The 22457-nt window shown below is 69.2% G+C and carries 18 protein-coding genes; 5 read left to right on the top strand and 13 right to left on the bottom strand.

Going from position 1 to position 22457, the window contains the following annotated elements:
* Positions 1–143: 143 nt before the first annotated feature.
* From murB to ftsW, 4 genes are all read right to left on the bottom strand, one after another.
* Positions 144–1115 (bottom strand): UDP-N-acetylmuramate dehydrogenase, encoded by a 972-nt coding sequence (gene murB / locus BLW27_RS02755; protein ID WP_089878917.1) that lies wholly within the window; start codon positions 1113–1115, stop codon positions 144–146.
* A 149-nt stretch (positions 1116–1264) separates the two neighbouring features.
* Positions 1265–2662, bottom strand: a complete 1398-nt coding sequence (gene murC, locus BLW27_RS02750; RefSeq protein WP_089879702.1) for a UDP-N-acetylmuramate--L-alanine ligase — start codon at positions 2660–2662, stop codon at positions 1265–1267.
* A 13-nt stretch (positions 2663–2675) separates the two neighbouring features.
* A complete protein-coding gene (locus tag BLW27_RS02745) occupies positions 2676–3794 on the bottom strand; it encodes a UDP-N-acetylglucosamine--N-acetylmuramyl-(pentapeptide) pyrophosphoryl-undecaprenol N-acetylglucosamine transferase (RefSeq protein WP_089878914.1) in 1119 nt (372 codons plus the stop codon).
* Positions 3795–3927: 133 nt separating this feature from the next.
* Positions 3928–5094 (bottom strand): putative lipid II flippase FtsW, encoded by a 1167-nt coding sequence (gene ftsW, locus BLW27_RS02740; protein ID WP_089878911.1) that lies wholly within the window; start codon positions 5092–5094, stop codon positions 3928–3930.
* A gap of 146 nt (positions 5095–5240) precedes the next feature.
* Here ftsW and BLW27_RS02735 point away from each other — a divergent pair, with 146 nt between their 5' ends.
* Positions 5241–6425 carry a BaiN/RdsA family NAD(P)/FAD-dependent oxidoreductase gene (locus tag BLW27_RS02735; RefSeq protein WP_089878908.1) on the top strand — a complete coding sequence of 395 codons (1185 nt, stop codon included), beginning with the start codon at positions 5241–5243 and terminating at the stop codon, positions 6423–6425.
* Here BLW27_RS02735 and murD read toward each other — a convergent pair.
* From murD to mraZ, 8 genes are all read right to left on the bottom strand, one after another.
* Entirely contained in the window at positions 6422–7867 is a 1446-nt protein-coding gene (gene murD, locus BLW27_RS02730; protein ID WP_089878905.1) for a UDP-N-acetylmuramoyl-L-alanine--D-glutamate ligase, read from the bottom strand. The genes BLW27_RS02735 and murD overlap by 4 nt on opposite strands.
* 37 nt (positions 7868–7904) lie before the next feature.
* Positions 7905–8987, bottom strand: a complete 1083-nt coding sequence (gene mraY, locus BLW27_RS02725) for a phospho-N-acetylmuramoyl-pentapeptide-transferase (RefSeq protein ID WP_089878901.1) — start codon at positions 8985–8987, stop codon at positions 7905–7907.
* A gap of 9 nt (positions 8988–8996) precedes the next feature.
* The gene (locus BLW27_RS02720; protein WP_089878898.1) at positions 8997–10445 is read right to left on the bottom strand and encodes a UDP-N-acetylmuramoyl-tripeptide--D-alanyl-D-alanine ligase; all 1449 of its coding nucleotides are present in this window, start codon (positions 10443–10445) and stop codon (positions 8997–8999) included.
* 14 nt (positions 10446–10459) lie between these two features.
* Positions 10460–11956, bottom strand: a complete 1497-nt coding sequence (locus BLW27_RS02715) for a UDP-N-acetylmuramoyl-L-alanyl-D-glutamate--2,6-diaminopimelate ligase (RefSeq protein ID WP_089878895.1) — start codon at positions 11954–11956, stop codon at positions 10460–10462.
* A gap of 124 nt (positions 11957–12080) precedes the next feature.
* Positions 12081–13877, bottom strand: a complete 1797-nt coding sequence (locus tag BLW27_RS02710; protein WP_089878891.1) for a peptidoglycan D,D-transpeptidase FtsI family protein — start codon at positions 13875–13877, stop codon at positions 12081–12083.
* Positions 13874–14230 (bottom strand): cell division protein FtsL, encoded by a 357-nt coding sequence (gene ftsL, locus BLW27_RS02705; RefSeq protein ID WP_089878888.1) that lies wholly within the window; start codon positions 14228–14230, stop codon positions 13874–13876. Before ftsL ends, BLW27_RS02710 begins: the two co-directional genes overlap by 4 nt.
* Before the next feature lie 3 nt (positions 14231–14233).
* On the bottom strand, positions 14234–15214 hold the full coding sequence (gene rsmH / locus BLW27_RS02700) for a 16S rRNA (cytosine(1402)-N(4))-methyltransferase RsmH (protein WP_089878886.1): 981 nt from the start codon (positions 15212–15214) through the stop codon (positions 14234–14236).
* Between the two features lie 3 nt (positions 15215–15217).
* On the bottom strand, positions 15218–15727 hold the full coding sequence (gene mraZ / locus BLW27_RS02695) for a division/cell wall cluster transcriptional repressor MraZ (protein WP_089878883.1): 510 nt from the start codon (positions 15725–15727) through the stop codon (positions 15218–15220).
* Between the two features lie 702 nt (positions 15728–16429).
* On the opposite strand from mraZ, the gene BLW27_RS02690 reads away from it, so the two are divergent.
* From BLW27_RS02690 to BLW27_RS02680, 3 genes are all read left to right on the top strand, one after another.
* Positions 16430–17224: a TatD family hydrolase gene (locus tag BLW27_RS02690; protein WP_089878880.1), complete on the top strand. Its 795-nt coding sequence runs from the start codon at positions 16430–16432 to the stop codon at positions 17222–17224.
* Positions 17221–18018 carry an MBL fold metallo-hydrolase gene (locus BLW27_RS02685; protein WP_089878878.1) on the top strand — a complete coding sequence of 266 codons (798 nt, stop codon included), beginning with the start codon at positions 17221–17223 and terminating at the stop codon, positions 18016–18018. Before BLW27_RS02690 ends, BLW27_RS02685 begins: the two co-directional genes overlap by 4 nt.
* A 78-nt stretch (positions 18019–18096) precedes the next feature.
* Positions 18097–19026 (top strand): AEC family transporter, encoded by a 930-nt coding sequence (locus BLW27_RS02680; RefSeq protein WP_089879699.1) that lies wholly within the window; start codon positions 18097–18099, stop codon positions 19024–19026.
* A gap of 73 nt (positions 19027–19099) precedes the next feature.
* Here the strand turns inward: BLW27_RS02680 and BLW27_RS02675 are convergent, their stop codons facing one another.
* A complete protein-coding gene (locus BLW27_RS02675) occupies positions 19100–19786 on the bottom strand; it encodes a thiamine diphosphokinase (RefSeq protein ID WP_089878876.1) in 687 nt (228 codons plus the stop codon).
* A gap of 248 nt (positions 19787–20034) precedes the next feature.
* Between BLW27_RS02675 and BLW27_RS02670 the strand changes: the two genes are divergently transcribed.
* Complete coding sequence (locus BLW27_RS02670; RefSeq protein WP_143042196.1) at positions 20035–22428, top strand: hypothetical protein; 2394 nt, start codon at positions 20035–20037, stop codon at positions 22426–22428.
* The last annotated feature ends 29 nt before the right edge of the window (positions 22429–22457 follow it).

The following is a 22457-nucleotide window of genomic DNA, read 5'->3' as shown; positions in this document are numbered from 1 at the left end:
TTGCCTCGGGCCATCCTGCAGGGACAGCCACGGTTAGCGGGGTCTACGCCCCGTCATTATCGGCGAATCATGTCCGCCTTGTCTTGTTCGGTGCAACCTGCTCGTTGCGGCCTGTTTTTATCGTTCAGCGCGTGGTTGTGCGTTTACGCCTTCGCCGCGCCGTTTGTATTTGGTGTCTCCGGACCGGGATCACCGATGCGGATCACTTCCCACTCTAGCGTCAATCCGCTGTGCTGGAAAACCTTTTTTCGCACCTCCTCGCCCAGTCCTTCCAAGTCGGCGGCGCTCGCGCCACCCATGTTCACCAGGAAGTTCGGGTGCTTGGGGCTCATCTGCGCCGCGCCGCGCGTGGCACCGCGCAGGCCCGCGTCGTCGATGACCTTCCACGCCTTCAACTCGTGCGTGTCGTCCGCCCTGCCGGTCGAGGAAAACCCGGCCGGGTTCCGGAAGGTCGAGCCGGCGGTGCGCTCCTTCGTCGGCTGCGACTCGTCGCGCCTCGCGACCTGCTCGTCCATCTTCGCCCGAAGCGCGTCCGGCTCGCCCGCCTCGGCGCGAAAGGTGGCCTGCGTGATCACCCAGCCCTCGGGCAGCGTGCTGTGGCGATAGGCGAATTGCAGGTCGTCGGGCGTCAGCGTCACTTGCTCGCCCGCCCGCGTGACCGCCTGCGCCTCGACCAGGTGATCGGCCACGTAGGAGCCATAGCAGCCCGCGTTCATCCGCACCGCGCCGCCGATGGCGCCCGGGATCGTGCGCAGGAAGGTCAGATCCAGCCCGGCATCGGCCGCCTTGCGCGCCACGTGCGCGTCCAGTGCCGCCGCGCCGGCCGTGACGGTGCCCCGCCCCTGCTCATCCTGCCCGATCTCGATCGCGTTGAAGCCGCGCCCCATGCGGATCACCACGCCCCGGATGCCGCCGTCGCGGACGATCAGGTTCGACCCGACCCCCATCGGAAAGACCGGGATCGCGGGGTCGAGGTCGCGCAGGAAACCGGCCAGATCGTCCGCGTCCTCGGGCTTGAACAGCCATTCGGCCGGCCCGCCGACACGAAGCCATGTCAGGTCCGAGAGGGGCTGGTCGGCCTTCAGGCGGCCGCGGGGTGTGGGAAGGTCGCTCATGCCGGGGTGCTACGCGGCGCGCGGCCCAAGGGCAAGCGCGGCGCCGGGATCCGGGCCAATCGTTGACGATTCATGAATCCGTCTCTGCAAGCCGTTGACTTCGTTAGGGCGGCGAGATGTCCCACCGTGGGACACCCCGCCGACGCCCGTCATGCGCGCAGCTTTTCGGGCAGGGCATTGGCCCAGGCGCTGATCGTGCCCGCGCCCAGGCAGACCACCATGTCGCCCGGCCGGGCGACCTCTCGAACCAGCGCGGTCAGGTCGTCCTCCCCCCGCAGGGCCCGCGCCTGCCGGTGGCCGTGCCGCACCAGGCCCGCCACCAGGTCGTCACGCGTGGCCCCGTCGATCGGGTCCTCTCCGGCGGCGTAGACGTCCGAGATGGCCACCACGTCCGCCTCGTTGAAACACGAGCAGAATTCCTCGAAATGGTGGTGCAGCCGGGTGAATCGGTGGGGCTGGTGAACCGCGATGACGCGGCCTTCGGTGGCCTGCCGCGCGGCCTTGAGCACGGCCGCGATCTCGACGGGGTGATGCCCGTAATCGTCGATGATGACCACGCCGTCCACCTCGCCCACCTTCGTGAAGCGCCGGTTGACGCCCGCGAACGCGGCCAGCGCCTCGCGGATCTCCTCGGCGCTCATGCCCAGGTGCCGCGCGATCGCGATCGCCGACAGCGCATTGCTGACGTTGTGATCCCCAGGCATCGGCAGGCGGAACCCGGTCGCGGTCTCGCCGGTGTCGCGGAAGGCCACGTCGAACAGTGCCGAGCCCGCCTCGTACCGCAGGTTCACCGCCCGCACGTCGGCCTGCGCGTTGAATCCGTAGGTCACCACGCGGCGGTCGGTCACGCGCCCCACCAGCGCCTGCACCTCGGCGTGATCGGTGCAGCACACGGCCAGGCCGTAGAACGGGATGTTCGACACGAACTCGTAGAAGCCCTGCCGCAGCCTTTCGATGCTGCCCCAGTGATCCATGTGCTCGGGGTCGATGTTGGTCACGATGGCGATGGTGGCGGGAAGGCGGTTGAAGGTGCCGTCGGACTCGTCAGCCTCGACCACCATCCACTCGCCCTGCCCCATCCGCGCGTTGCTGCCGTAGGCGTGGATGATGCCGCCGTTGATCACCGTCGGATCGAAGCCGCCGCGCTCCAGCAGTGTGGCCACCATCGTCGTGGTGGTCGTCTTGCCGTGCGTGCCGGCGACCGCGACGTTCGATTTGAGGCGCATCAGCTCGGCCAGCATCTCGGCGCGGCGCACCACCGGCAGGCCGCGGGCGCGGGCCTCGTCCAGCTCGGGGTTGCCGGGCTTGATCGCGGACGAGATCACCACGACCTGCGCGCCGGCGAGGTTTTCGGCGCGCTGGCCCTCGAACACGGTCGCGCCCAGATCGACCAGGCGCTGCGTGATCTTGCTGGCCTTCAGGTCCGAACCTTGGACCGTGTAGCCGTGGTTCAGCAGCACTTCCGCGATGCCGGACATGCCGATGCCGCCGATGCCCACAAAATGGATCGGCCCGGCATTCACCGGAAGCTTGGTCGCCCCCGTCATGCAGATCGCCCGCTCATTGACCAGGTCCTTCATTGCCTGCCCCTTTCTTCAGTTTTTCTATCAGGTCGGCAAGATGCGCGGCCGCGTCGGGACGCCCGACACCAAGCGCTGCCCGCGCCATCTGTTCCGCGCCCCGCGGATTGTCGAACACCGCAAGGATCGCATCGGCGAGGGTCTCGGGCGAAAGCTGGCTTTCGGGAATCCGGATCGCGCCCCCCGCATCGACCAGCCCCTGGGCGTTCACGCTCTGCTCGTCGCGGAGGGCGGCGGCATAGGGGATCAGCACCGAGGGCCGGCCGATCACCGACAGGTCGGCCACGGTCGACGCGCCGGATCGCGCGATTACAAGCTGCGCCTCGCTCATCCGGGCGGGCACGTCGTCGAAGAAGGTGCGGATGTCGGCCTCGATGCCGCGGGCCTCGTAGAAGTCGCGGACCCGGTCCACGTCCTCCTCGCGCGCCTGCTGGGACACGCGCAGGTGCTGCAGCAGCGCCGGCGGCAGCGCCGCGACAGCCGGCGGCACCATGTCCGACAGGATGCGCGCGCCCTGGCTGCCGCCGATGACGAGGATCTGCATCGGGTAATCGCCCGGCGGGATGTAGGGTGCGGCGGCGCGCTCCAGCACGGCTGCACGCACCGGGTTTCCCACGTGCTCGGCCGAGACGCCCGGGGGCAGCTCGGTCGGCCAGGTGCCGCAGGCGACGCGGGTGACGCGCGGCGCGAAAATCCTGTTCACGCGGCCGAGCACTCCGTTCTGTTCGTGGATCATGCTCGGCAGCTTCATCAGCGTGGCGGCCGACAATGCCGGGATCGACGGATAGCCACCGAAGCCTACCACCACCGCCGGTCTGTCGCGCCGGAATCCGCGCATGGCCGACAGCGCCCCGCCCGCGATGCGCAGCGGCACCAGCGCGCGGGCGGCGGCCCCGCCGCGCGCGAAGGTGGCCGAGGCCACGGTCTCGATCTCGACCGCGTCGGGAAAGCCGCCGGTGTAGCGCGCACCGCGCGCATCGGTCGACAGCTTCACCCGCCACCCGCGGTCGAGCATGACCTCGGCCAGGGCCTGGGCGGGAAACATGTGCCCGCCGGTGCCGCCGGCAGCCATCACGAGCAAGGGCCTGCCCTGCGCCATCACTCTTCTCCGTATCCTGCGATGCGCGCCGCCCTAACGCAGCGCGCCCGGAGCGGCAATCGACGCAAGGATGACCGGCAGGTCGCCGCCCGAATTGTCCCGAATGACGGGCAAGCGCCCGATCGCGCCGCGATCACCGCACGCGTCCGCGCAGGATGTCGCCGATCTCGCCCTGCGGGCGGTTGCGCGTGAAGGCCAGCAGCATGCCGACCGCGATGCCTCCCGCGATCAGGGACGAGCCGCCGTAGCTGACGAAGGGCAGCGTCATGCCCTTGGCGGGCAGCAGCCGCACGGCGACGCCCATGTTGATCAGCGCCTGCACCGCGAACATGCAGGCGAGCCCCGTGCCCGCCAGCCGGATGAAGGGATCGCGCTCGCGCATCAGCCGCACCAGCGACCGGATCGCGACGGTGGCGTAAAGCGCGATGATCACGCCGACCATCACGAGGCCGTACTCCTCGGCCGCGACCGCGATGATGAAGTCGGTATGCGCGTCGGGCAGCGACCATTTCACCTGCCCCTCGCCCACACCGACGCCGAAGAAACCGCCCTCGCGGATGGCGTTGGTGGCGAAACCCAACTGCGTGGTCGGATCGACGTCGGGCGACAGGAAGCCGTCGATGCGGCGGGCGAAGTGTTCCGAATTGTTGTAGGCCAGGGTGCCCGCCAGCACGACCATAAGCGCCAGCACGATCAGCAGCAGCATCGACGCACCGCCGACGAACCACATGACCGACCAGCCGAACAGCACCAGCGCAGCCTGCCCGAAATCGGGCTGCATCGCCAGCATCGCGACGATCAGCACCATGATGATGAACGAGTAAAGCCGCCCCGGAGGCCCGCCCAGATCCTGCGCCGCGGCCATCAGCCAGGCGGCCATGATGACGAAGGCGGGCTTGAGAAATTCCGACGGCTGCACCGAGGCGAAGCCCATCCCGTACCAGCGCACCGCACCCTTGCCGAAATCTGTGCCGAAGAACGGCAGCAGCGCCAGCGCGATGAACGCGGCGCCGAAGCCGATCACTGCCAGCCGGCGCACCAGTTGCGGCCGCATCATCGACGTGACCAGCATCGCCACCAGAGCCGCGCCGCCGAACACAGCTTGCCGCTGCACGTAGTAGAAAGGATCCAGACCGTTGCGCTCGGCCAGCGGCGGCGAGGCCGCCAGCCCCAGCAGCAGCCCGATGCTGAACAGCATCAGGACGCACGACAGGCTCCACCGGTCGACCGTGCGCCACCATTTCGGCAGCACGGGTTCGACATCGCGCGCGGGAACCGCGCCATAGACCATTTCCGTCATGGTGATCTGCTCACTGCCTCGATCGCCCGTTCTCCGGGTCTGCGGACAAGGTAGACGAGTTGACTTCGCGGAGCCAGAAAAAAGGGATTAATGTCGACTTTGCGCGGACCCTTGCCTTTCGCTGCGCGCGGAGGCATCTGCCCGGCATGCAGGTCAGAACGCTCATACTGGGGGCCGGCGCGGCTGGACTGATGTGCGCGGCACATGCGGGACCGGACACGCTGGTGGTCGACCACGCCCGTGCCCCGGGCGAGAAGATCCGCATATCGGGCGGCGGGCGGTGCAACTTCACCAACCTCTACACCGATGCCGACCGCTTCCTGGGCGGCAATCCGCATTTCCACAAGTCTGCGCTGGCGCGCTACACGCAGTGGGATTTCATCGAACTGGTCGACCGGTACGGCATCGCCTGGCACGAGAAGACGCTGGGCCAGCTGTTCTGCGATGGCAAGGCCACGCAGATCGTGGCGATGCTTCTGTCCGAGGCCGAGAAGGCCGGCGCGCGCCTGTGGCTCGAGACGGAAGTCGGCGCCGTCAGCCATGCCGACGGACGGTTTACCTGCCGCGTGACGCGCGGCGGGAAGGTTCACCACATCGCCGCCGAGAACCTGATCCTCGCAACGGGCGGCAAATCGATCCCGAAGATGGGGGCGAGCGGCCTTGCCTTCGACCTCGCGCGGCTGTTCGGCCTGTCACTGACCGAGACGCGCCCGGCGTTGGTGCCCTTCACCTTTGACGCGGGCCGCTTCGCCGACCTGTCGGGAACGGCTGTCCCGGCGCGCGTCGGCAATGATCGCCAGAGCTTCGAGGAGGCGATGCTGTTCACGCATCGCGGGCTGTCCGGCCCGGCCGTGTTGCAGATGTCCAGCTACTGGCGCGAGGGCGAGGACGTGGTGATCGACCTTTTGCCCGGCCAGGACGCGACACAGGACCTGCGCGAGGCGCGGGCGCAGTCGGGCCGCCGCGCCGTCACCACCGCGCTGTCGCAGCACCTGCCCGCGCGGCTGGTCGCGCACCTCGGGGGCCAGATCGACCTGACGGGCAACCTGGCCGACCTTTCGGATGCTCGTATCGATACAATCGCCGAGAACCTGCACCACTGGCGGCTGCGCCCCACCGGGACCGAAGGGTATCGCACCGCCGAGGTGACGCTGGGCGGAATCGATACAAAGGGGCTGGATTCCCGCACAATGATGACACGCCACCTGCGTGGATTGTACGCGATCGGCGAGGCGGTCGACGTGACCGGCTGGCTTGGCGGGTACAATTTCCAGTGGGCCTGGAGCTCGGGCGTGGCGGCCGGCCGTGCCATCTCGGGCCCGAGCGCCTAGCCCAGCACCGCACGCACCTGCGCGATGAAGTCCGCGCCGCGCGCCTCGAAATTGTCATACTGATCGAAGCTGGCTGCGGCGGGCGCCAGCAGCACCACGTCGCCCGGCTCGGCCTCGGCCGCGGCCTGCGCGACGGCCGTGGCCATGTCGCCGCAGAGCACGGCTTCGGTGCCCGGAAGATCGCGGGCGAAGACCTCGGGCTCGCGACCGATGACATAGGCCTTTGCCACGTGATCCAGCGCGGGATGCAGGCCGGCCAGCCCGCCATCCTTCATCAGCCCGCCGCAGACCCAGCGGATGCGCGGAAAGGCCCGCAGCGCCTGTAGCGCCGCGTCCACGTTGGTCGCCTTGCTGTCGTTGACGAAGCGCACGCCGCCCCGTTCGCCGACCAGCTGGCTGCGATGGGGCAGACCTTCGAAGCTGCGCAGCCCGGTCTCGATCTCGCGCGGACCCAGGCCCAGCGCCCGCAGCGCGCCGAAGGCGGAACAGGCGTTCTGGTGGTTGTGCGCGCCGGGCAGCCCCTTGATGTCGCGCAGGTCGATCGAGGCGACCTGCCGGCCCTTGCGCCACTCGGTCAGGAACCCCTTGCGCGCGTAGACGAGCCAGCCCGGCCCGGTCAGCTTGCAGCCGCTCGCGACCCGGATCACGCGGTCGTCGGCCCGCCCCTCGGCGAGCTGGCCCGCCATGTAGCGCCCCTCGATCTCGTCCACGCCGATCACGGCTCGGTCGGGTCCACCCTCGGCGAAAAGGCGGCGCTTCGCGGCGAAGTAGCCGCCCATTCCGGCGTGGCGGTCCAGGTGGTCGGGCGTCAGGTTGGTGAACACCGCGACATCCGGCGTCAGAGCGCGGGCAAGTTCGGTCTGATAGCTGGACAGTTCCAGCACCACGACGCCCCCGTCGCCCGGCGGGTCGATGTCCAGCGCGCCGCGGCCGATATTGCCCGCAAGCTGGCATTCGCGCCCGGCGGCGCGCAGGACGTGGTCGATCAGTGCCGACGTCGTGGATTTTCCGTTCGAGCCGGTCACCGCCACCACCCGCGGCGCGCGGTCGAAGCCGTCCCAGTCGTCCGTCGCCAGCGACCGGAAGAACAGCCCGATGTCGTTGTCTACCGGCACCCCGGCCTCGAGCGCGGCGGCCACGGCGGCGTTCGGCTGCGGGTAAAGATGCGGGATGCCGGGCGAGACGACCAGGCAGGCCACGTCCTCGAACGCGGTCGGATCACGCAGGTCGCGACAGGCAAAACCCTCGGCCTCGGCGCGTTCGCGGGTTTGCGGCGTGTCGTCCCAGACGACCACGTGAGTGCCGCCCGCCTCCAGTGCCCTCGCCGTCGCAAGGCCGGACCGGCCCATGCCCAGAACGGCGACAGTCTGGTCCTCGAAGCCCCTGACTGGGATCATCGCGCGTCTCCACTTGCCGCGCCGGATCGTCCCGGCGCAGCCCATCGCGTAGCGCGCCCGATCGGCCCGCGCAAGCCGCCGCTCAGCGGACCTTCAATGTGGCCAGACCGATGATCGCGAGGATCAGCGAGATGATCCAGAACCGGATGACGATCTGCGGCTCGGCCCAGCCCTTCTTCTCGTAGTGGTGGTGGATCGGCGCCATCAGGAACACGCGCTTGCCGGTGCGCTTGAAGTAGAGCACCTGGATGATCACGCTCAGCGCCTCGACCACGAAAAGCCCGCCGACGATGCCCAGCACAAGCTCGTGCTTGGTGGCGACGGCGATGGCGCCCAGCGCGCCGCCCAGGGCCAGTGACCCGGTGTCACCCATGAACACGGCGGCCGGCGGCGCATTGTACCACAGGAAGCCCAACCCGCCCCCCACGACGCCGGCGGCGAAGACGAGAATCTCGCCGGTGCCGGGAACGTAGTGGACTTCGAGGTATTCGGTGAAGTCGACGCGCCCCACCGCATAGGCGATGACCCCCAGCGTCGCGGTCGCGATCATCACCGGCATGATCGCCAGCCCGTCAAGCCCGTCGGTTAGGTTGACGGCGTTCGCCGCCCCCACGATCACGATCATCGCGAAGGGCACGAACAACGCGCCCATGTACAGCAGCGTGTCCTTGTAGAACGGCAGCGCCAGCGCGTTCGTCAGCTCGTCCGGGTGGACCCAGGCCGACCAAAGCGCGGCGATCAGCGCGACGCCGAAGCCGATCGCCAGACGGATCTTGCCCGATACGCCGTCGACGTTCTGCTTGCTGACCTTGGCGTAGTCGTCGGCGAAGCCGATCAGCGCGTAGGACAGCGTGACGAACAGCACGATCCAGATGAAAGGATTGTCCAGCCGCGCCCAGAGCAGCGTCGAGGTCAGCACCGCGCCGATGATCAGCAGACCGCCCATCGTGGGCGTGCCTGCCTTGATGATGTGCCCCTCGGGTCCGTCGGCGCGGATTGGCTGGCCCTTGCCCTGCGTGCGACGCAGCGCGTTGATCAGCGGCAGGCCGAACAGGAATCCGAAGATCAGCGCTGTCATGAATGCGGCGCCCGCGCGGAAGGTAATGTAGCGAAAAAGGTTGAACACCCCGCCGCCGTCGCTCAGTTCGGTGAGCCAGTAGAGCATCGCAGATTCCTAAAGATCGCCGCCCGCCGGGGCGTGTCCCATTTTCCGGATGGCGTCAACCACGCGCGCCAGCCCGACCGATTGAGAGCCCTTGACCAGCACCACGTCGCCGGCGTCAAGCTCGCTTGCCAGCCCGGTGGAGGCCTCGGCCGCAGAGTCGCAGCACCGCCCGCGCTTGCGCTCGGGCAGCGCTTCCCACAGGTGGCGCATCAGCGGACCGATACAATGCACCACGTCGATGTCGCGCATCGCCGGCAGGTCGGCGACGCCCGCGTGCAGCGCCCCCTCGGTCGCGCCGAGTTCCTTCATGTCGCCCAGGTAGGCAATCCGGCGGCCGCGGTCCTTCTTGCCCAGCCCATCGCGCGTCCGCGCCGCGGCCAGCACTTCCAGCGAGGCGGCAAGCGAGGCGGGGTTGGAATTGTATGCATCGTCGATCAGCTCGAGACTGAGATCCGTCGCCACCGGATCGAGATGGATCACTTCGCGCGCACCGCGGCCCGCGCCCGCGCGCCACTGGCCCAAGGCCGTGACCGCAAGCGCCGGGTCGAGATCCAGCGCATCGGCCACCGCCAGCACGCCCATGGCGTTTACCGCGAAATGCCGGCCCGGCACCATGACCTTGAACAGCCTCTTGTCGCCCGGCGCCAAACCGGTGACCACCGTGCAGTCGTCACCGATGCGGGCTTCGAGCATGCGGTAGGCCTGACCTTCCGCCTCGCCGAAATCCACGACGCTGGCGGCCTTCTCCTGCGCCCGCGCACGCAGGACGTCGCTGACCTCGAGATCGCCGCGGAGCACGGCGGTGCCGCCGGGTTCCAGACCGTCGAAGATCGCCGCCTTCTCGTGCGCGATGCCGCTCAGGTCGTCGAAGGCAGCGAGATGCGCGGGCGCCACGATGGTCACCACCGCTACGTGCGGCCGCGCGAGGCGCGACAGGGGCGCGATCTCTCCGGGCGCGTTCATGCCGATCTCGATCACGGCGAAATCCGCGTCCGCCGGCATCCGCGCCAGCGTCAGCGGCACGCCCCAGTGGTTGTTGTAGCTTTTCTCGGCGGCGTGCACGCGGCCCAGCGCGCCAAGTAACGTGCGCAGCATCTCTTTGGTCGAGGTCTTGCCGACGGACCCGGTGACCGCCACGACTCGGCCGGTGAAGCGCGCGCGCCCTGCCCGGCCAAGCGCCTCGAGCCCGCGCTGCACGTCGTCCACGACCAGCAGCGGCGCGTCGTCGGGCAGACCGTCGGGGACGCGGCTGACAAGGGCGGCCGCGGCTCCCTTGGCCAGCGCGTCCACCACGAAATCGTGCCCGTCGCGCGCCGAGGTCAGCGCCACGAACAGGTCGCCGGGCTCGATTGTACGCGTGTCGATCGATACACCCGTGGCGCTCCAGGCGGCGGTTGCCCGTCCGCCCGTGGCAGCCGCCGCGTCGGCCGACGTCCAGAGCGTCGCGTGTCCGCTCATCCCACACTCTTCCGTCATGATCTCCGCCCGTCCAGCGCCGACACCACGACGCTAGCCTGTTCGGCGTCGTCGAACGGATAGACCGTGTCGCCGACGATCTGCCCCGTCTCGTGACCCTTGCCGCAGATCAGCAGCGCGTCCCCCGGCCCCAGCGCGTCGACGCCGCGCAGGATCGCCTCGGCCCGGTCGCCAACCTCGAGGACTTTCGCCGAACCGCTGTCCCGCGCGCCGGCCAGTACGGCGGCACGGATGGCGGCCGGGTCCTCGGATCGGGGATTGTCGTCGGTGACAATCACCATGTCGGCCTCCTGCGCCGCAGCGCGCCCCATCAGCGGGCGCTTGCCGGTATCGCGGTCGCCGCCGGCGCCGACGATGGCCACGAGGCGCCCCATCACATGCGGGCGCAGCGCTGCACAGGCCTTGGCCACCGCATCCGGCGTATGGGCATAGTCGACGAAGGCGGCGGCGCCGTTGTCGCGCGTCGCGGCCAGCTGCATCCGGCCGCGCACCGTGCCCAGCATCGGCAGCATGTCGAAGACGTCGTCGGCCTCGGCTCCGCACGCGATGACAAGGCCGGCGGCCAGCAGCACGTTCTCGGCCTGAAAGCCGCCGATCAACTCCAGCCGCTCCTGCCGGGCGCGCCCGTGCCAGCTCAGCCGGATCTCCTGCCCGGTCGCGTCGAAGCGCTGCGCCTCGAGGCACAGGTCCGCGGCCTGCCGCCCGACAGTGATGACATCCTGCCCGCGCGCCTTGGCGATCGCCAGCATGTCGACGCCGCGCGGGTCGTCGATGTTGATCACCGCCGTCCCGTCCTCGGGCAGCACGCGCGAGAACAGCGCGGCCTTCGCCGCGAAATAGGTTTCGAAGTCCGGGTGATAGTCCAGGTGGTCCTGCGTGATGTTGGTGAAGCCCGCCGCCCGCAGGGTCACGCCATCCAGCCTGCGCTGGTCAAGCCCGTGCGAGGACGCCTCCATCGCGGCGTGGCTGATGCCGGCCTCGGCCGCGCCGGCCAGCACGCGGTGCAGGGTGATCGGCTCGGGCGTGGTGTGGCGCAGCGGGGTCTGCCAGTCGCCCTCGACGCCCGTCGTGCCGATGTTGACGGCGCGCAGGCCCAGCTCTTGCCAGATCTGGCGGGTGAAGCTGGCGACCGAGGTCTTGCCGTTGGTGCCGGTCACCGCGACCATGCTTTCCGGCTGCGCGCCGAACCACAGCGCCGCAGTGCAGGCGAGGGTCGAGCGCGGGTCGGCGGCGACGATCAGGGCTGCGTCAGAAGCGTCCAGCGCGGCCTCGGCGATGCGTGCGCCCTCCGCGTCGGTCAGGATGGCGCCCGCGCCGTTGCGCAAGGCGGCGTCGATGAAGGTGGCGCCGTGGATGCGCGTGCCTGGCATCGCCGCGAAGAGGCACCCGTCGACCACGTCGCGGCTGTCGACGGCAAGACCCGTCACCTGCGCCTCGCGTCCGCCGCGCGCCGTCAATCCCAGCTGCGCCAGGCTTTTCGCCCGCTGCCCCATGTCGCGCCCCCAATCGGTTCGTTTGCCCCCAGATACGCGAGCGGCCCGCCGCTCGCCAGAGGCGACTTGGCCTTGACGGCCGAAGGCTGCGCATCGGCGTCCGCGCGGGGCCTTTCGGCACCGGTCAGTTGGACGACAGCACCATTGTCTCGGGCGCGGCATCGAGGCCGGGGCCATAGTCCGGCCGCAGGTCCAGCAACGGCGCGATGCGCGCGATCATCTCGGCGGCCACCGGCACTGCGGTCCAGCCGGCCGTGCGGCGCGGTTTCTCGCCCGAGGTCTCGACCGGCTCGTCCAGCGTGACGATCAGCACGTAGCGCGGCTCGTGGGCCGGGAACATCGCGGCGAAGGTGTTGATCACCTTGTCGTCGTAGTAGCCGCCGCCGTTCTCGCGCGGCTTGTCCGCAGTGCCGGTCTTGCCGGCGACGTGGTAGCCCGGCACGTCGCCCATCGACGCGGTGCCCCGGGTCACCACGGCGCGCAGCATGCGCTGCGCCGCCTTGGCGCTTTCCGCGCCGAGCACTCGTTCGCCCCGCTGCGGAGCGTCCTGGCGCAGCAGGGTGGGCTTGACGGCAAAGCCGCCGTTGGCGATCGCCGCGTAACCTGCCGCCAGGTGCAGCGGTGAGCTGGACAGCCCGTGCCCATAGGAGATCGTGACCGAGCTGAGGTCGGTCCAGCGCGCTGGCAGAAGCGGCTTGCCGCCGGGGGCCTCGACCATCTCGAACGGCACGGGGTCGAAGAAGCCCAGCCGCTTGAGGAAGGCCTGCTGCCGCTCGGTCCCGATTGCCAGGGCCAGGCGCCCGGTGCCCCGGTTCGACGACTTGATGATGATGTCGGCAACCGACAACTCGCCGTAGTTCTTGTTCTCGAACTCGCCGATCCCGTGCCCGCCGACCCGGAAGGGCGGCCGCGTGTCGATGACAGTTTCAGACGTCACAAGGCCTAGGTCCATCGCCTGCGCGGCGGCGAAAATCTTGAAGGTCGAGCCAAGCTCGTAGACCCCCTGCACCGCGCGGTTGAACAGCGGGCTGTCGCCCGGACTGCCCGCGACCGGCGCTGCGGGGCGGCTGTTTGGGTCGAAATCGGGCAGCGAGACCAGGCTGATCACCTCGCCGGTATGGGCATCCATCAACACGCTGGCGGCGCCCTTGGCGTTCATCAGCGACATGCCCGCCTCGAGCACGCGTTCCGATGCGGCTTGCACCGTCAGATCCAGCGCCAACTCCAGAGGCGCGCCCTCGCGCGCGGGGTCGCGCAATTCCTCGTCGAAGAACCGCTCGATTCCGGCGCGGCCGACCACCTCGGCCGAATGCACGCCCTCGATGCCGTAGCCCGCGCCGCCCAGAACATGCGCGGCCAGCGCGCCGTTGGGGTAAAGCCGCATCTCGCGTGGGCCGAACAGCAGGCCGGGTTCGCCCAGGTCGTGGACGGCCTGCATCTGCTCGGGGCTGAGCTTGCGCTTGACCCAGACGAAGGTGCGCTTGCCGGTGAAGTCCTTCAGCAGGCGCTCATGCGACAGGTCGGGGAAGATCTGCGCCAGTTCGGCCGCGGCGCGCTCGGGTTCGATCATCTGGTGGGGATGTGCGTAAAGAGAGTGCGTCTCCATGTTCTTGGCGAGCACCCGGCCGTGCCGGTCGACGATATCGGCGCGGGTGGCAATGATCGACGCGCCGGTCGCCTGCGCGCGCGGCTCCTCGGCCTCGGAGGCGGCCAGGATGCCCATGCGAGCGCCCACCAGGCCGAAGGCGCAGAAGAACATGACGCCCAGCACCAGCAGGCGGCCCTCGGCACGGATGCGGGCGCGATCGCGCATGTCCTCGTGGCGCAGGCGGCGGTTCTCGCGCTCGATGGCGTCGGGGTTCTCGCCCTTCTGACGGGCTTCCAGGATGCGGGCCAGCGGGCGCAGCGGGATCCGGGTCATGGCTGGTTGGCTCCTGCGCTGGAGACTTCGATGCTGTCGGTGATGTCGATCTGGTCGAGCATCGCGGGTGCGACGCGGCGCAGTTCGCGCGGGTCCGAGAATTGCTCGGCCCGGAGCGGCATCAGCCCCAGCCGGTCGAAGTTCAGCTCGGCCAGGTCGCGCAGGCGGTCGGGACGGTTGAGATAGGCCCACTCGGCCTCGAGCACCGCCAGCCGTTCGCGCGCGGCGCCGATCTGGCGCTGCAGACCGGCGACGCGGTCCAGCTGCGCCTGTGTCGCATAGTTCTCGCGGTAGGCCCAGAAGCCCGAGCCGATGACGGCGATCGCGGTGAGAAGGAACAGCAGAGTGCGCATTCCCTAACGTCCTTTCGGAAGGTCCGGCATTGAAAGGGCGCGCGCGTCGATGGCGCGCGCCGGGGCGTCTGTGCGCCGCGCCACCCGCAGCTTGGCGGACCGGGCGCGCGGGTTGTCGCGGGTCTCGTCGGCATCCGGGCCCACGGCCTTGCGGGTCAGCGGCACGAACGGGTCGTCCGTGGGCGCGGTGTCTTCGGTGGCGGCGTAGCGGTTGACGCGTTCCTTCTTCGCGCCGTGCTCCTGAAAGAAGCGCTTGACCATGCGGTCCTCGACCGAATGGAACGTCACCACCGCCAGCAGCCCGCCGGGCTTCAGCGCGCGTTCCGCCGCCATCAGCCCCTGCCACAACGCCTCGTATTCGGCGTTCACCGCTATGCGCAAGGCCTGAAAGCTGCGGGTGGCGGCGCGGCTTTGGCCGGGCTTGGGGCGCGGAAGGCATCGCTCGACGATCTCGGCCAGGCGCAGGGTGCCGGTGATGGGCGATTCAGCGCGCGCCCGCACGATGGCCTTGGCGATGCGGCGCGAGGCGCGCTCCTCGCCGAAATGATAGAGAATGTTCGCCAGTTCGGCCTCGGGCGCCTCGTTGACGATGTCCGCGGCGGTCGGGCCGGCATCACCCATGCGCATGTCGAGCGGCCCGTCGCGCAAGAACGAGAAGCCGCGCTCGGGCCGGTCCAGCTGCATAGAGGATACGCCGAGGTCCAGCACCACGCCGTCGACCGGCGTGCCGGTCGCCTGGTCCATCTGCGCGAAGTTGCCCTTGTGGAAGGTCACGCGCTCGGCCAGCGACCCCAGTCTTTCGCGCGCGAGTTCGAGCGCCGAAGGATCGCGGTCGATGCCGATGACATGGTCCGCACCCGCCTCGAGCAGGCCGCGCGTGTAGCCGCCCGCGCCCAGCGTGCCGTCGATCCACGTGCCCGAGACAGGCGCCACGGCGCGCAGGAGCGGCGCCAGCAGGACGGGGACATGCGGCGCGCCCGCCACGGCCTAGACCTCGACTCCGGGGTCGAGCAGCATCAGCGGATCGAAATCGTCCGGCAGGTCGTCGAGGAACGCCTCGGTCCGGGCCTGTTCCTCGGCCTCGTAGGTGGCGGGGTTCCAGATCTCGAACGTGTCGCCCGACGCGATGAAATACGCCTCGTTCGACAGGTCGATTTTGCCGCGCAGCTTGACCGGCAGGACGATGCGCCCGCTTTCGTCTACCGAGGATTGCACTGACTGCCCGCTGAACAGCTTCTCCAGCACGCGCCGGCGCTGCGAGCCGCGCGGCATGGCCGCGATCTGCTCGTCGACCTCTTCGATGGCCTCGACCGTGTAGCACTGAAGGTATTTGCGGCGATGGTCGCCGTAGACGATCACGAAGTTGGGGCACTTCCCCTCGACCCAGTCGGGATCGCCGGCCTCGAGCACGCGACGAAAGCCCGCCGGGATGGAAACTCGGCCCTTGCCGTCCACCTTGTGGGTGCCTTCGCCTCTGAACTTCAGCCTGCGGCCCACTGTCCCTGCGGTCCCTTCATGCGCCCCCCGTGAAACGGAAAGCGGCGGGTCGATCTGCTGCCACCGATCGACCCGCCGCCCGACCCGCTTCCGGCGGGTATGTCCGATCGCACGCGCCACCTGGGGGGATGTCTGCTCGCCCGCGCGCCGGATCCTTTGTCACGATGAAGGGCGGGCCTGTATGATGCCTGCCTTTGTTATCGTTGGGAGTTCTGCATCGGGGTCTTTGTTGCCCCTTAAACCGTCCCTCATCGTGTACATAGGGATGCCATGGGAATTCATCCCACGCAACAAGTTTTTGCCGCAGTGACACAGGTCAACGCTGATCTACCTGAGGGCAAATACGCGGAACTTAACGGTCTTTTAAGGTGCTTTAGCAGATCTCGATGGCCGGTAGGGATCTTACACTACATCTTGCGAGGCCCCCCTCGCTGCAATTCGTACCGTGAAATCCCGAAAAATCTGAAGCTGAGCCTAGGCGATCTTTCCGGAGCACGAGGAATCCCGCGAATCTCTGCGCCGAATCCACCTCAATCCGCGCCAAAGGCCACCGACGAAGCATCTTGATTCCGTAGGGTGGCGTGAATTCCCGTGCTCAGATGCCGTCGTTCCGGGAACCTATCCCGCCCGGTCGCGTCCATCCGGCCGCGCCTTGACCCCGTTCGCCGGCGCCGATACCTCGCCAAGACAAGAGAGGCGCCCATGAAGACCATCACCGACAGCCACTGCCACCTGGACTTTCCGGACTTCGACGACACGCGCTCCGAAGTCGTCGCCCGCGCGCGCGAGGCCGGCGTGCACCGCATGGTCACCATCTGCACCCGCCTGCGCAACGAACCCGCCGTGCGCGCCATCGCCGAAGCCAACGAACCCGTCTTCTACGCCGCCGGCACGCATCCCATGTCCGCGGCCGAGGAGCCGATGGCAACCGCCGACCAGCTCGTCGCGCTGGCCAAGCACCCCAAGATGGTAGGCATCGGCGAGACCGGGCTCGACTACCACTACACCGCCGACACGGCCGAGGTGCAGCGGCAAAGCCTGCGCATCCACATCGAGGCGGCGCAGGAGACCGGCCTGCCGCTCATCATCCACGCCCGCGACGCCGACGACGACATGGCCCGCATCCTGCGCGAAGGCTACGAAGCCAGGCCCTACAGCTGCGTGATGCACTGCTTCTCCTCCGGCGAAGCCCTGGCGCGCGCCGCGCTGGACATGGGCTTCTACCTGTCGATGTCCGGCATCGCCGCCTTCCCGAAGTCGAAGGAGCTGCGCGCGATCTTCTCCGCCGCACCGCTCAACCGTATCCTGGTCGAGACAGACAGCCCGTACCTCGCGCCGCCGCCCCATCGCGGCAAGCGCAACGAGCCCGCCTACACCGTGCACACCGCCAAGGTCGGCGCCGAGGCCTTCGGCCTGACCTACGAGGACTTCGCCGCCGCAACCGAGGCGAACTTCGACCGGCTGTTCTCGAAGGCCGCCGCGTGGGCTCCCGCATGACCGAGCTGCGCTTCACCATCCTGGGCTGCGGATCGTCGGGCGGCGTGCCGCGGCTGGGCGGCCACTGGGGCGAATGCGACCCGGAGGATCCGCGGAACACTCGGCGGCGCTGTTCGCTCCTGGTCGAGCAGGAAGGCGACGCGGGCACCACCCGCGTGCTGATCGACACCACACCCGACATGCGCCAGCAGCTGCTGGATGCGGGAGTGGGCGAGCTCGACGCGGTGATCTGGACGCACAGCCATGCCGACCACGTGCACGGGCTGGACGACCTGCGCCAGATCGTCTTCAACATGAAGCGTCGCCTGCGTGTCTGGGCCGACGGCGACACGCAGAACGACCTGATCTCGCGCTTCGGCTACGCGTTTATCCAGCCCGCGGATTCGCCCTACCCGCCGATCCTCGACCTGCACACGATCGACGGGCCGGTCACGATCGACGGCGCCGGCGGCGCCGTCATGCTGACGCCGTTCAAGGTCAACCACGGCAGCATTGACGCGCTCGGCTTCCGCATCCGCGACCTCGCCTACCTGCCGGACGTCATCACCATCCCCGACGAGGCATGGGACCACCTGCAGGACCTTGACTGCTGGATCCTGGACGCCCTGCGCCGCAAGCCGCATCCGACCCATGCGCACCTGGACCTGGCGCTCGAATGGATCGCCCGCGCCGCGCCCCGCCGCGCCATCCTGACCAACATGCACATCGACCTCGACTACGCGACGGTCGAGGCGGAAACGCCGGACCATGTCACCCCCGCCCATGACGGGCTGGTCGTTCGCTATGCGCTCTGAGCGCTCCGCCGCCGCGCCTCTTCGGCCTGAAAGCATACCCGCGAGGGGCCCCCGCCTGCTGCCTTGCGCTTGCGCGACATGCAGGCGCTGATCGACGTCATCCTGCCGGTCTTCCTGGTGATCGGCGCCGGCTACGCGACCGTCTGGCGCGGCCTGCTGGGCGAGGACACGATCGACGGGCTGATGGCCTTCACGCAGAACTTCGCGATCCCCATCCTGCTGTTCCGCGCGATCTGGACGCTCGACCCGGGCGGCGACTTCGACTGGGCGATCCTGTTCAGCTTCTACACCGGCTCGGCCGCCGGCTTTGCAGTCGGGCTCCTGGGCGCGCGGTATCTCTTCGGCCGCGACTGGGAGGACAGCGTCGCCATCGGCTTCTGCTGCCTCTTCGCCAACTCGCTGATGATGGGCCTCGCGCTGACCGAACGCGCCTACGGCCCGGATTCGCTTCAGGCGAACTACATCATCATCGCGATGCATTCACCCTTCTGCTACGGCATCGGCATCACCGCGATGGAGATCGTCCGCGCCCGCGGGCGCCCGGCGCGGGAACTGCCCGGCACCGTGGCGCGCGCGATGTTCCGCAACGCGCTGGTGATCGGCATCCTCCTGGGGCTGGCCGCGAACCTGACCGGCCTCGCCCTGCCCGTGCCGGTGACGGACGCGATCGACATGATCGTGCGCACCGCCCTGCCCGCGGCGCTGTTCGGCATGGGCGGCGTGCTCTACCGGTACCGCCCCCAGGGCGACGGACGGATCATTGCGTTCATCTGCGTCGTCACGCTGATCATGCACCCGACGATCACCTGGACGCTGGGCACCCTGACGAGCCTGTCGCGCGACGCCTTCCGTTCGGCCGTGATCACGGCCGCGATGGCGCCGGGCATCAATTCGTACGTCTTCGCCAACATGTACGGCCGCGCGCGTCGCGTGGCGGCGTCCAGCGTGCTGGTCGCCACGGCCTTGTCGGTCCTTACCGCGTGGTTCTGGCTGTCGATCCTGCCATGACTTGCGCGGCCTGCGGGTCGGCGGGCGGGCGATGCCATCCCGCAGGGAGGGCGAGAGCCGACACCGACCCTCATCAAACCCGTGCGGGCCATCCCAGAGTCTGATCGCCCAGCGCCGCCTGCAGGGCCGGCAACTCCGTCGCCGGCAGGATCAGAACCATGCCCGGCGCGTCGAATTCCAGCCGAACCGGCCCTGAAACCTCGTTCGAGGTGCCGATCACGCCGTCGGGGGCAAGGACCAGGCCGTCGATCGGCCAGCGCAGCCCCTCCGATTGCCCCGTCACCCGCGCCATGGGAAACAACGAGACTCGCGTGCCCGCCTGCAAGTCCAACGCCAGCGCCGGCGGCGCCAGGACCGCCACGTCGGGCCGTCCCACCAGGATGCAGCGCCGCTCGGGCCGCCGCGCCAGCACGCTCAGCACTGCAAGCTGGTGGTCCAGCCGCGCGCCGAGAAAGCCGTGCGCGAACACCAGCGGCGCATCAATGTTGCGCAGCGCCTTGTCGAAATCCGTGCTATCCTGCTCGGCGATCCGGTGCACCAGCCGCGCCGGCATCCGAGCCAGGCCAAGGTCCGGCAACGAGTCCATGTCCCCGATCACTGCGTCGGGGATCACGTCCATCGCCAGCAGAGCGAGCGCACCGCTGTCGGCGGCCACGCGCACCGGACAGTCGTCCAGCGCGGCGCGCAACGCGTCCGGGTCGGTGGGTCCGCCGCCGACCAGAAGGACCGGCGCCGCGCTGGATACAATTGGCGCTTTCATGGCGCGTTAATCGCGGATGCCGATACAGAACACAATCCGGCCATCAAATGATACGCTTCGGAACAAGGAATCGGTCAGCTTTCGACGTGGCAGTCGTGGTAAACGTTGCCTGACCTCGCATTAAAAGGCAGCTCATGGGCGGCTCAAGCAAGATCCTGACGGTCAAGTACGGCACCTTCTCCTGCACGGCGGAGGGGTTCGAGGATCCGTTGGGCGCCGTGAAGGATGCCACGCACTTCTTCCGCCACGTGGTCAAGACCGACCGCTTTTTCGGAGCCGAGCCACCGCGTTTCGATCCGGACCTGGCCGAGGAGATGCTGCGCCGCCAACTGGCGTCCGATCTGCGCGACGGGCACCTGACGGTGCGCGCGGCCCCGACCAGGCAGGCGGCCCTGCCCGCGGATGCGGTGAGCGCTGCCGGCGCGGTGCCGGCCGGGCCTGCAGGCCACGGCAGCGCAGACAGCGCCGGCGACGGCGACGCGCCGCCGCGCAGCGATAGTGTCGCGGCCGAATGCGAGGATGGTTGCGAGGATGGTTCGGACGACGCAGGTTCGGACGAAACGGATTTGCCGCCGGCCGATCCACTGGCCACCCCCTGCGAAGAGCCGGCCGACGCTGCCGCGCCAAGCGCGGAGGAAGCGGACGATCCGATCGCCGCGAAACTGGCGCGTATCCGCGCCGTGGTCGGTGCGCCACCTCGCGAAGCCGCTGATCCCGAGGGTCACGCCGCCGCCGCGGATGCCCATCACACGGCACATGCCCACGTCGCGCAAGTATCTGGCGAGGATGCGGCGCAGGACCTTGGCTGCGCCCCCTATGCCAGCGCCGAACAGGCCGTCGCCCACGCGCAGAGCGCGGCATCGGACAGCGCCCGGCACGAAGACGACGGCCATTCCTTGTCCGCGCCGGACGCGGCCACGGGACCGTGCGACACTGCGTCGGACGCCCCGATCGGCGCGTCGTCCGGGGAGACTGCCAGCCCCGTCTCCGAAGGGGCCCCCGCCACCTTCGACTGCGACGACACCACTGCCGCGCAGCGGTCGGACGATGGCGAATGCCTGACGGCGTCCTGGCCACAGAGCGTCGATGCATGGACGCCCGAGCTCGGGCGCACGGCCGTTGATCCGACCTCCACGGCTTCGGCCGAGCCGGATGTTTCCGAAGCCGCCGTGGCTGATAGCATTCCCGAGGCCAGCACCGGGAGCGCGCCGCAAGACCGGCCTTCCCCGGACGCGCGACCGACTGAATCCGAGGTGCCTGAGCCCGTGCAAGCCGACACGGCCGATGCGCATGGCACCGAAAGCACTGGCGCGCAACCTGACGATACGGCCGCGCCCGTCCGGGGCGAGCGTGGCGACGACACGATCGCGAACGGTGGTGCAGGCGCCTCCGTGGAAGGCGCTGCGGAAGACGGCAAAGCCGTCCCCGTCCGCGAAGACGTGACGCCAGAGGATCCCAAAGACCGCCACGCGTTCGCCGCGGACGGCGCGCAGTTGGAAAGCGATGCCTGGGCCGCGGATGCCCGCGCCGAGACCGAATGCGACGACGCCGGGGACGCCTTGTCCGAGGCGGCCGACCTTACGCAGGCGGAGGAGCCGCACGATCACGCGCGCCCGCCTCTTCTGGGCGCGCTCTCCGACCGGCTTCGCGCGGAAAGCAGCCTGCCCGCCGAGGAAGAAGAGGATCTTGCCCGGGAGCTGGCGGCCGTGCGCGCCGAGCTTCAGGCCTCGACCGGCACAACCCCCGCCAAGACTCCGTTCCGGCTCGACAATCCGATCCTGCCCGAGGAGGACGGAGAGCCTTCCGAGGAAAACATCGACGCCGAGCACGCCAGCGAGCCTTCCGAAGATACCCGCAGTGACGAACACGACGGGGCCGATGACAATTTCCTCGCCCGGGCATCCGCCGGCGCGCGCAAGGCCGTGCGCCTGGCAAGCCCCGCGCGTGCCATGCTGACCGAAAACTTGGTGGGTGACACTGATGCGTCGCGGCTTCTGGCGCAGACGGATTCGCAACTCGACGAGCCCGAGGGCAACCGCCGGCGCAGCGCCATCGCCCATCTGCGCGCCGCGGTCGCCGCAACGCGGGCGGACCGGGCGCTGCAACCAGACGACACCGACGCCGAGACGGCGCGCTATCGCGAAGACCTCGCAAAGGTGGTGCGTCCCCGCCGTCCGAAGGTGCTACGCACGATCCGCACGGAGCGGCCGTCGGCCGAACCCGCGGCGGCGCCGCTGCAGCTGGCGGCGCAACAGCATGTGGACGACGCGCCCTCCCAGCCGGTGCGCCCGCGCCGCGTCAGCATCGCCGACGACATCGGGCCGCTTCCCGGCTCCGACCCCCAGGACGATGCGGGGAGCGGATTTGCCGATTATGCGGCCTCGGTCGGCGCCACGCAGCTGCCTGACCTTCTCGAGGCGGCGGCCGCGTACATGGCCTTCGTCGAGGGGCGCGACCAGTTCTCGCGCCCGCAACTGATGACCGTCCTTCAGCGCGTCGAGGACGGCACCGCCACGCGCGAGGAGCGGCTGCGCAGCTTCGGCCGCCTGCTGCGGGACGGAAAGATCGAGAAGACGCGCGGCGGCCGGTTCACGGCCTCCGAACGCATCGGGTTCCAACCCAAGGCTCGCCAGGCAAGCTGAGACGGCATCGGAAGGCCGTTGGCTATACT

It is taken from the genome of Citreimonas salinaria (genome assembly GCF_900107235.1).
Lineage (GTDB): Bacteria > Pseudomonadota > Alphaproteobacteria > Rhodobacterales > Rhodobacteraceae > Citreimonas > Citreimonas salinaria.
This window is presented reverse-complemented; position numbering and strand designations above follow the sequence as displayed.

Excerpts from the sequence above, each read along its gene's own strand:
- murB (WP_089878917.1), bottom strand. The coding sequence starts at position 1,115 with ATGAGCGACCTTCCCACACCCCGCGGCCGCCTGAAGGCCGACCAGCCC.
- murC (WP_089879702.1), bottom strand. The coding sequence starts at position 2,662 with ATGACGGGGGCGACCAAGCTTCCGGTGAATGCCGGGCCGATCCATTTT.
- BLW27_RS02745 (WP_089878914.1), bottom strand. The coding sequence starts at position 3,794 with ATGGCGCAGGGCAGGCCCTTGCTCGTGATGGCTGCCGGCGGCACCGGC.
- ftsW (WP_089878911.1), bottom strand. The coding sequence starts at position 5,094 with ATGACGGAAATGGTCTATGGCGCGGTTCCCGCGCGCGATGTCGAACCC.
- BLW27_RS02735 (WP_089878908.1), top strand. The coding sequence starts at position 5,241 with ATGCAGGTCAGAACGCTCATACTGGGGGCCGGCGCGGCTGGACTGATG.
- murD (WP_089878905.1), bottom strand. The coding sequence starts at position 7,867 with ATGGGCTGCGCCGGGACGATCCGGCGCGGCAAGTGGAGACGCGCGATG.
- mraY (WP_089878901.1), bottom strand. The coding sequence starts at position 8,987 with ATGCTCTACTGGCTCACCGAACTGAGCGACGGCGGCGGGGTGTTCAAC.
- BLW27_RS02720 (WP_089878898.1), bottom strand. The coding sequence starts at position 10,445 with ATGAGCGGACACGCGACGCTCTGGACGTCGGCCGACGCGGCGGCTGCC.
- BLW27_RS02715 (WP_089878895.1), bottom strand. The coding sequence starts at position 11,956 with ATGGGGCAGCGGGCGAAAAGCCTGGCGCAGCTGGGATTGACGGCGCGC.
- BLW27_RS02710 (WP_089878891.1), bottom strand. The coding sequence starts at position 13,877 with ATGACCCGGATCCCGCTGCGCCCGCTGGCCCGCATCCTGGAAGCCCGT.
- ftsL (WP_089878888.1), bottom strand. The coding sequence starts at position 14,230 with ATGCGCACTCTGCTGTTCCTTCTCACCGCGATCGCCGTCATCGGCTCG.
- BLW27_RS02690 (WP_089878880.1), top strand. The coding sequence starts at position 16,430 with ATGAAGACCATCACCGACAGCCACTGCCACCTGGACTTTCCGGACTTC.
- BLW27_RS02685 (WP_089878878.1), top strand. The coding sequence starts at position 17,221 with ATGACCGAGCTGCGCTTCACCATCCTGGGCTGCGGATCGTCGGGCGGC.
- BLW27_RS02680 (WP_089879699.1), top strand. The coding sequence starts at position 18,097 with ATGCAGGCGCTGATCGACGTCATCCTGCCGGTCTTCCTGGTGATCGGC.
- BLW27_RS02675 (WP_089878876.1), bottom strand. The coding sequence starts at position 19,786 with ATGAAAGCGCCAATTGTATCCAGCGCGGCGCCGGTCCTTCTGGTCGGC.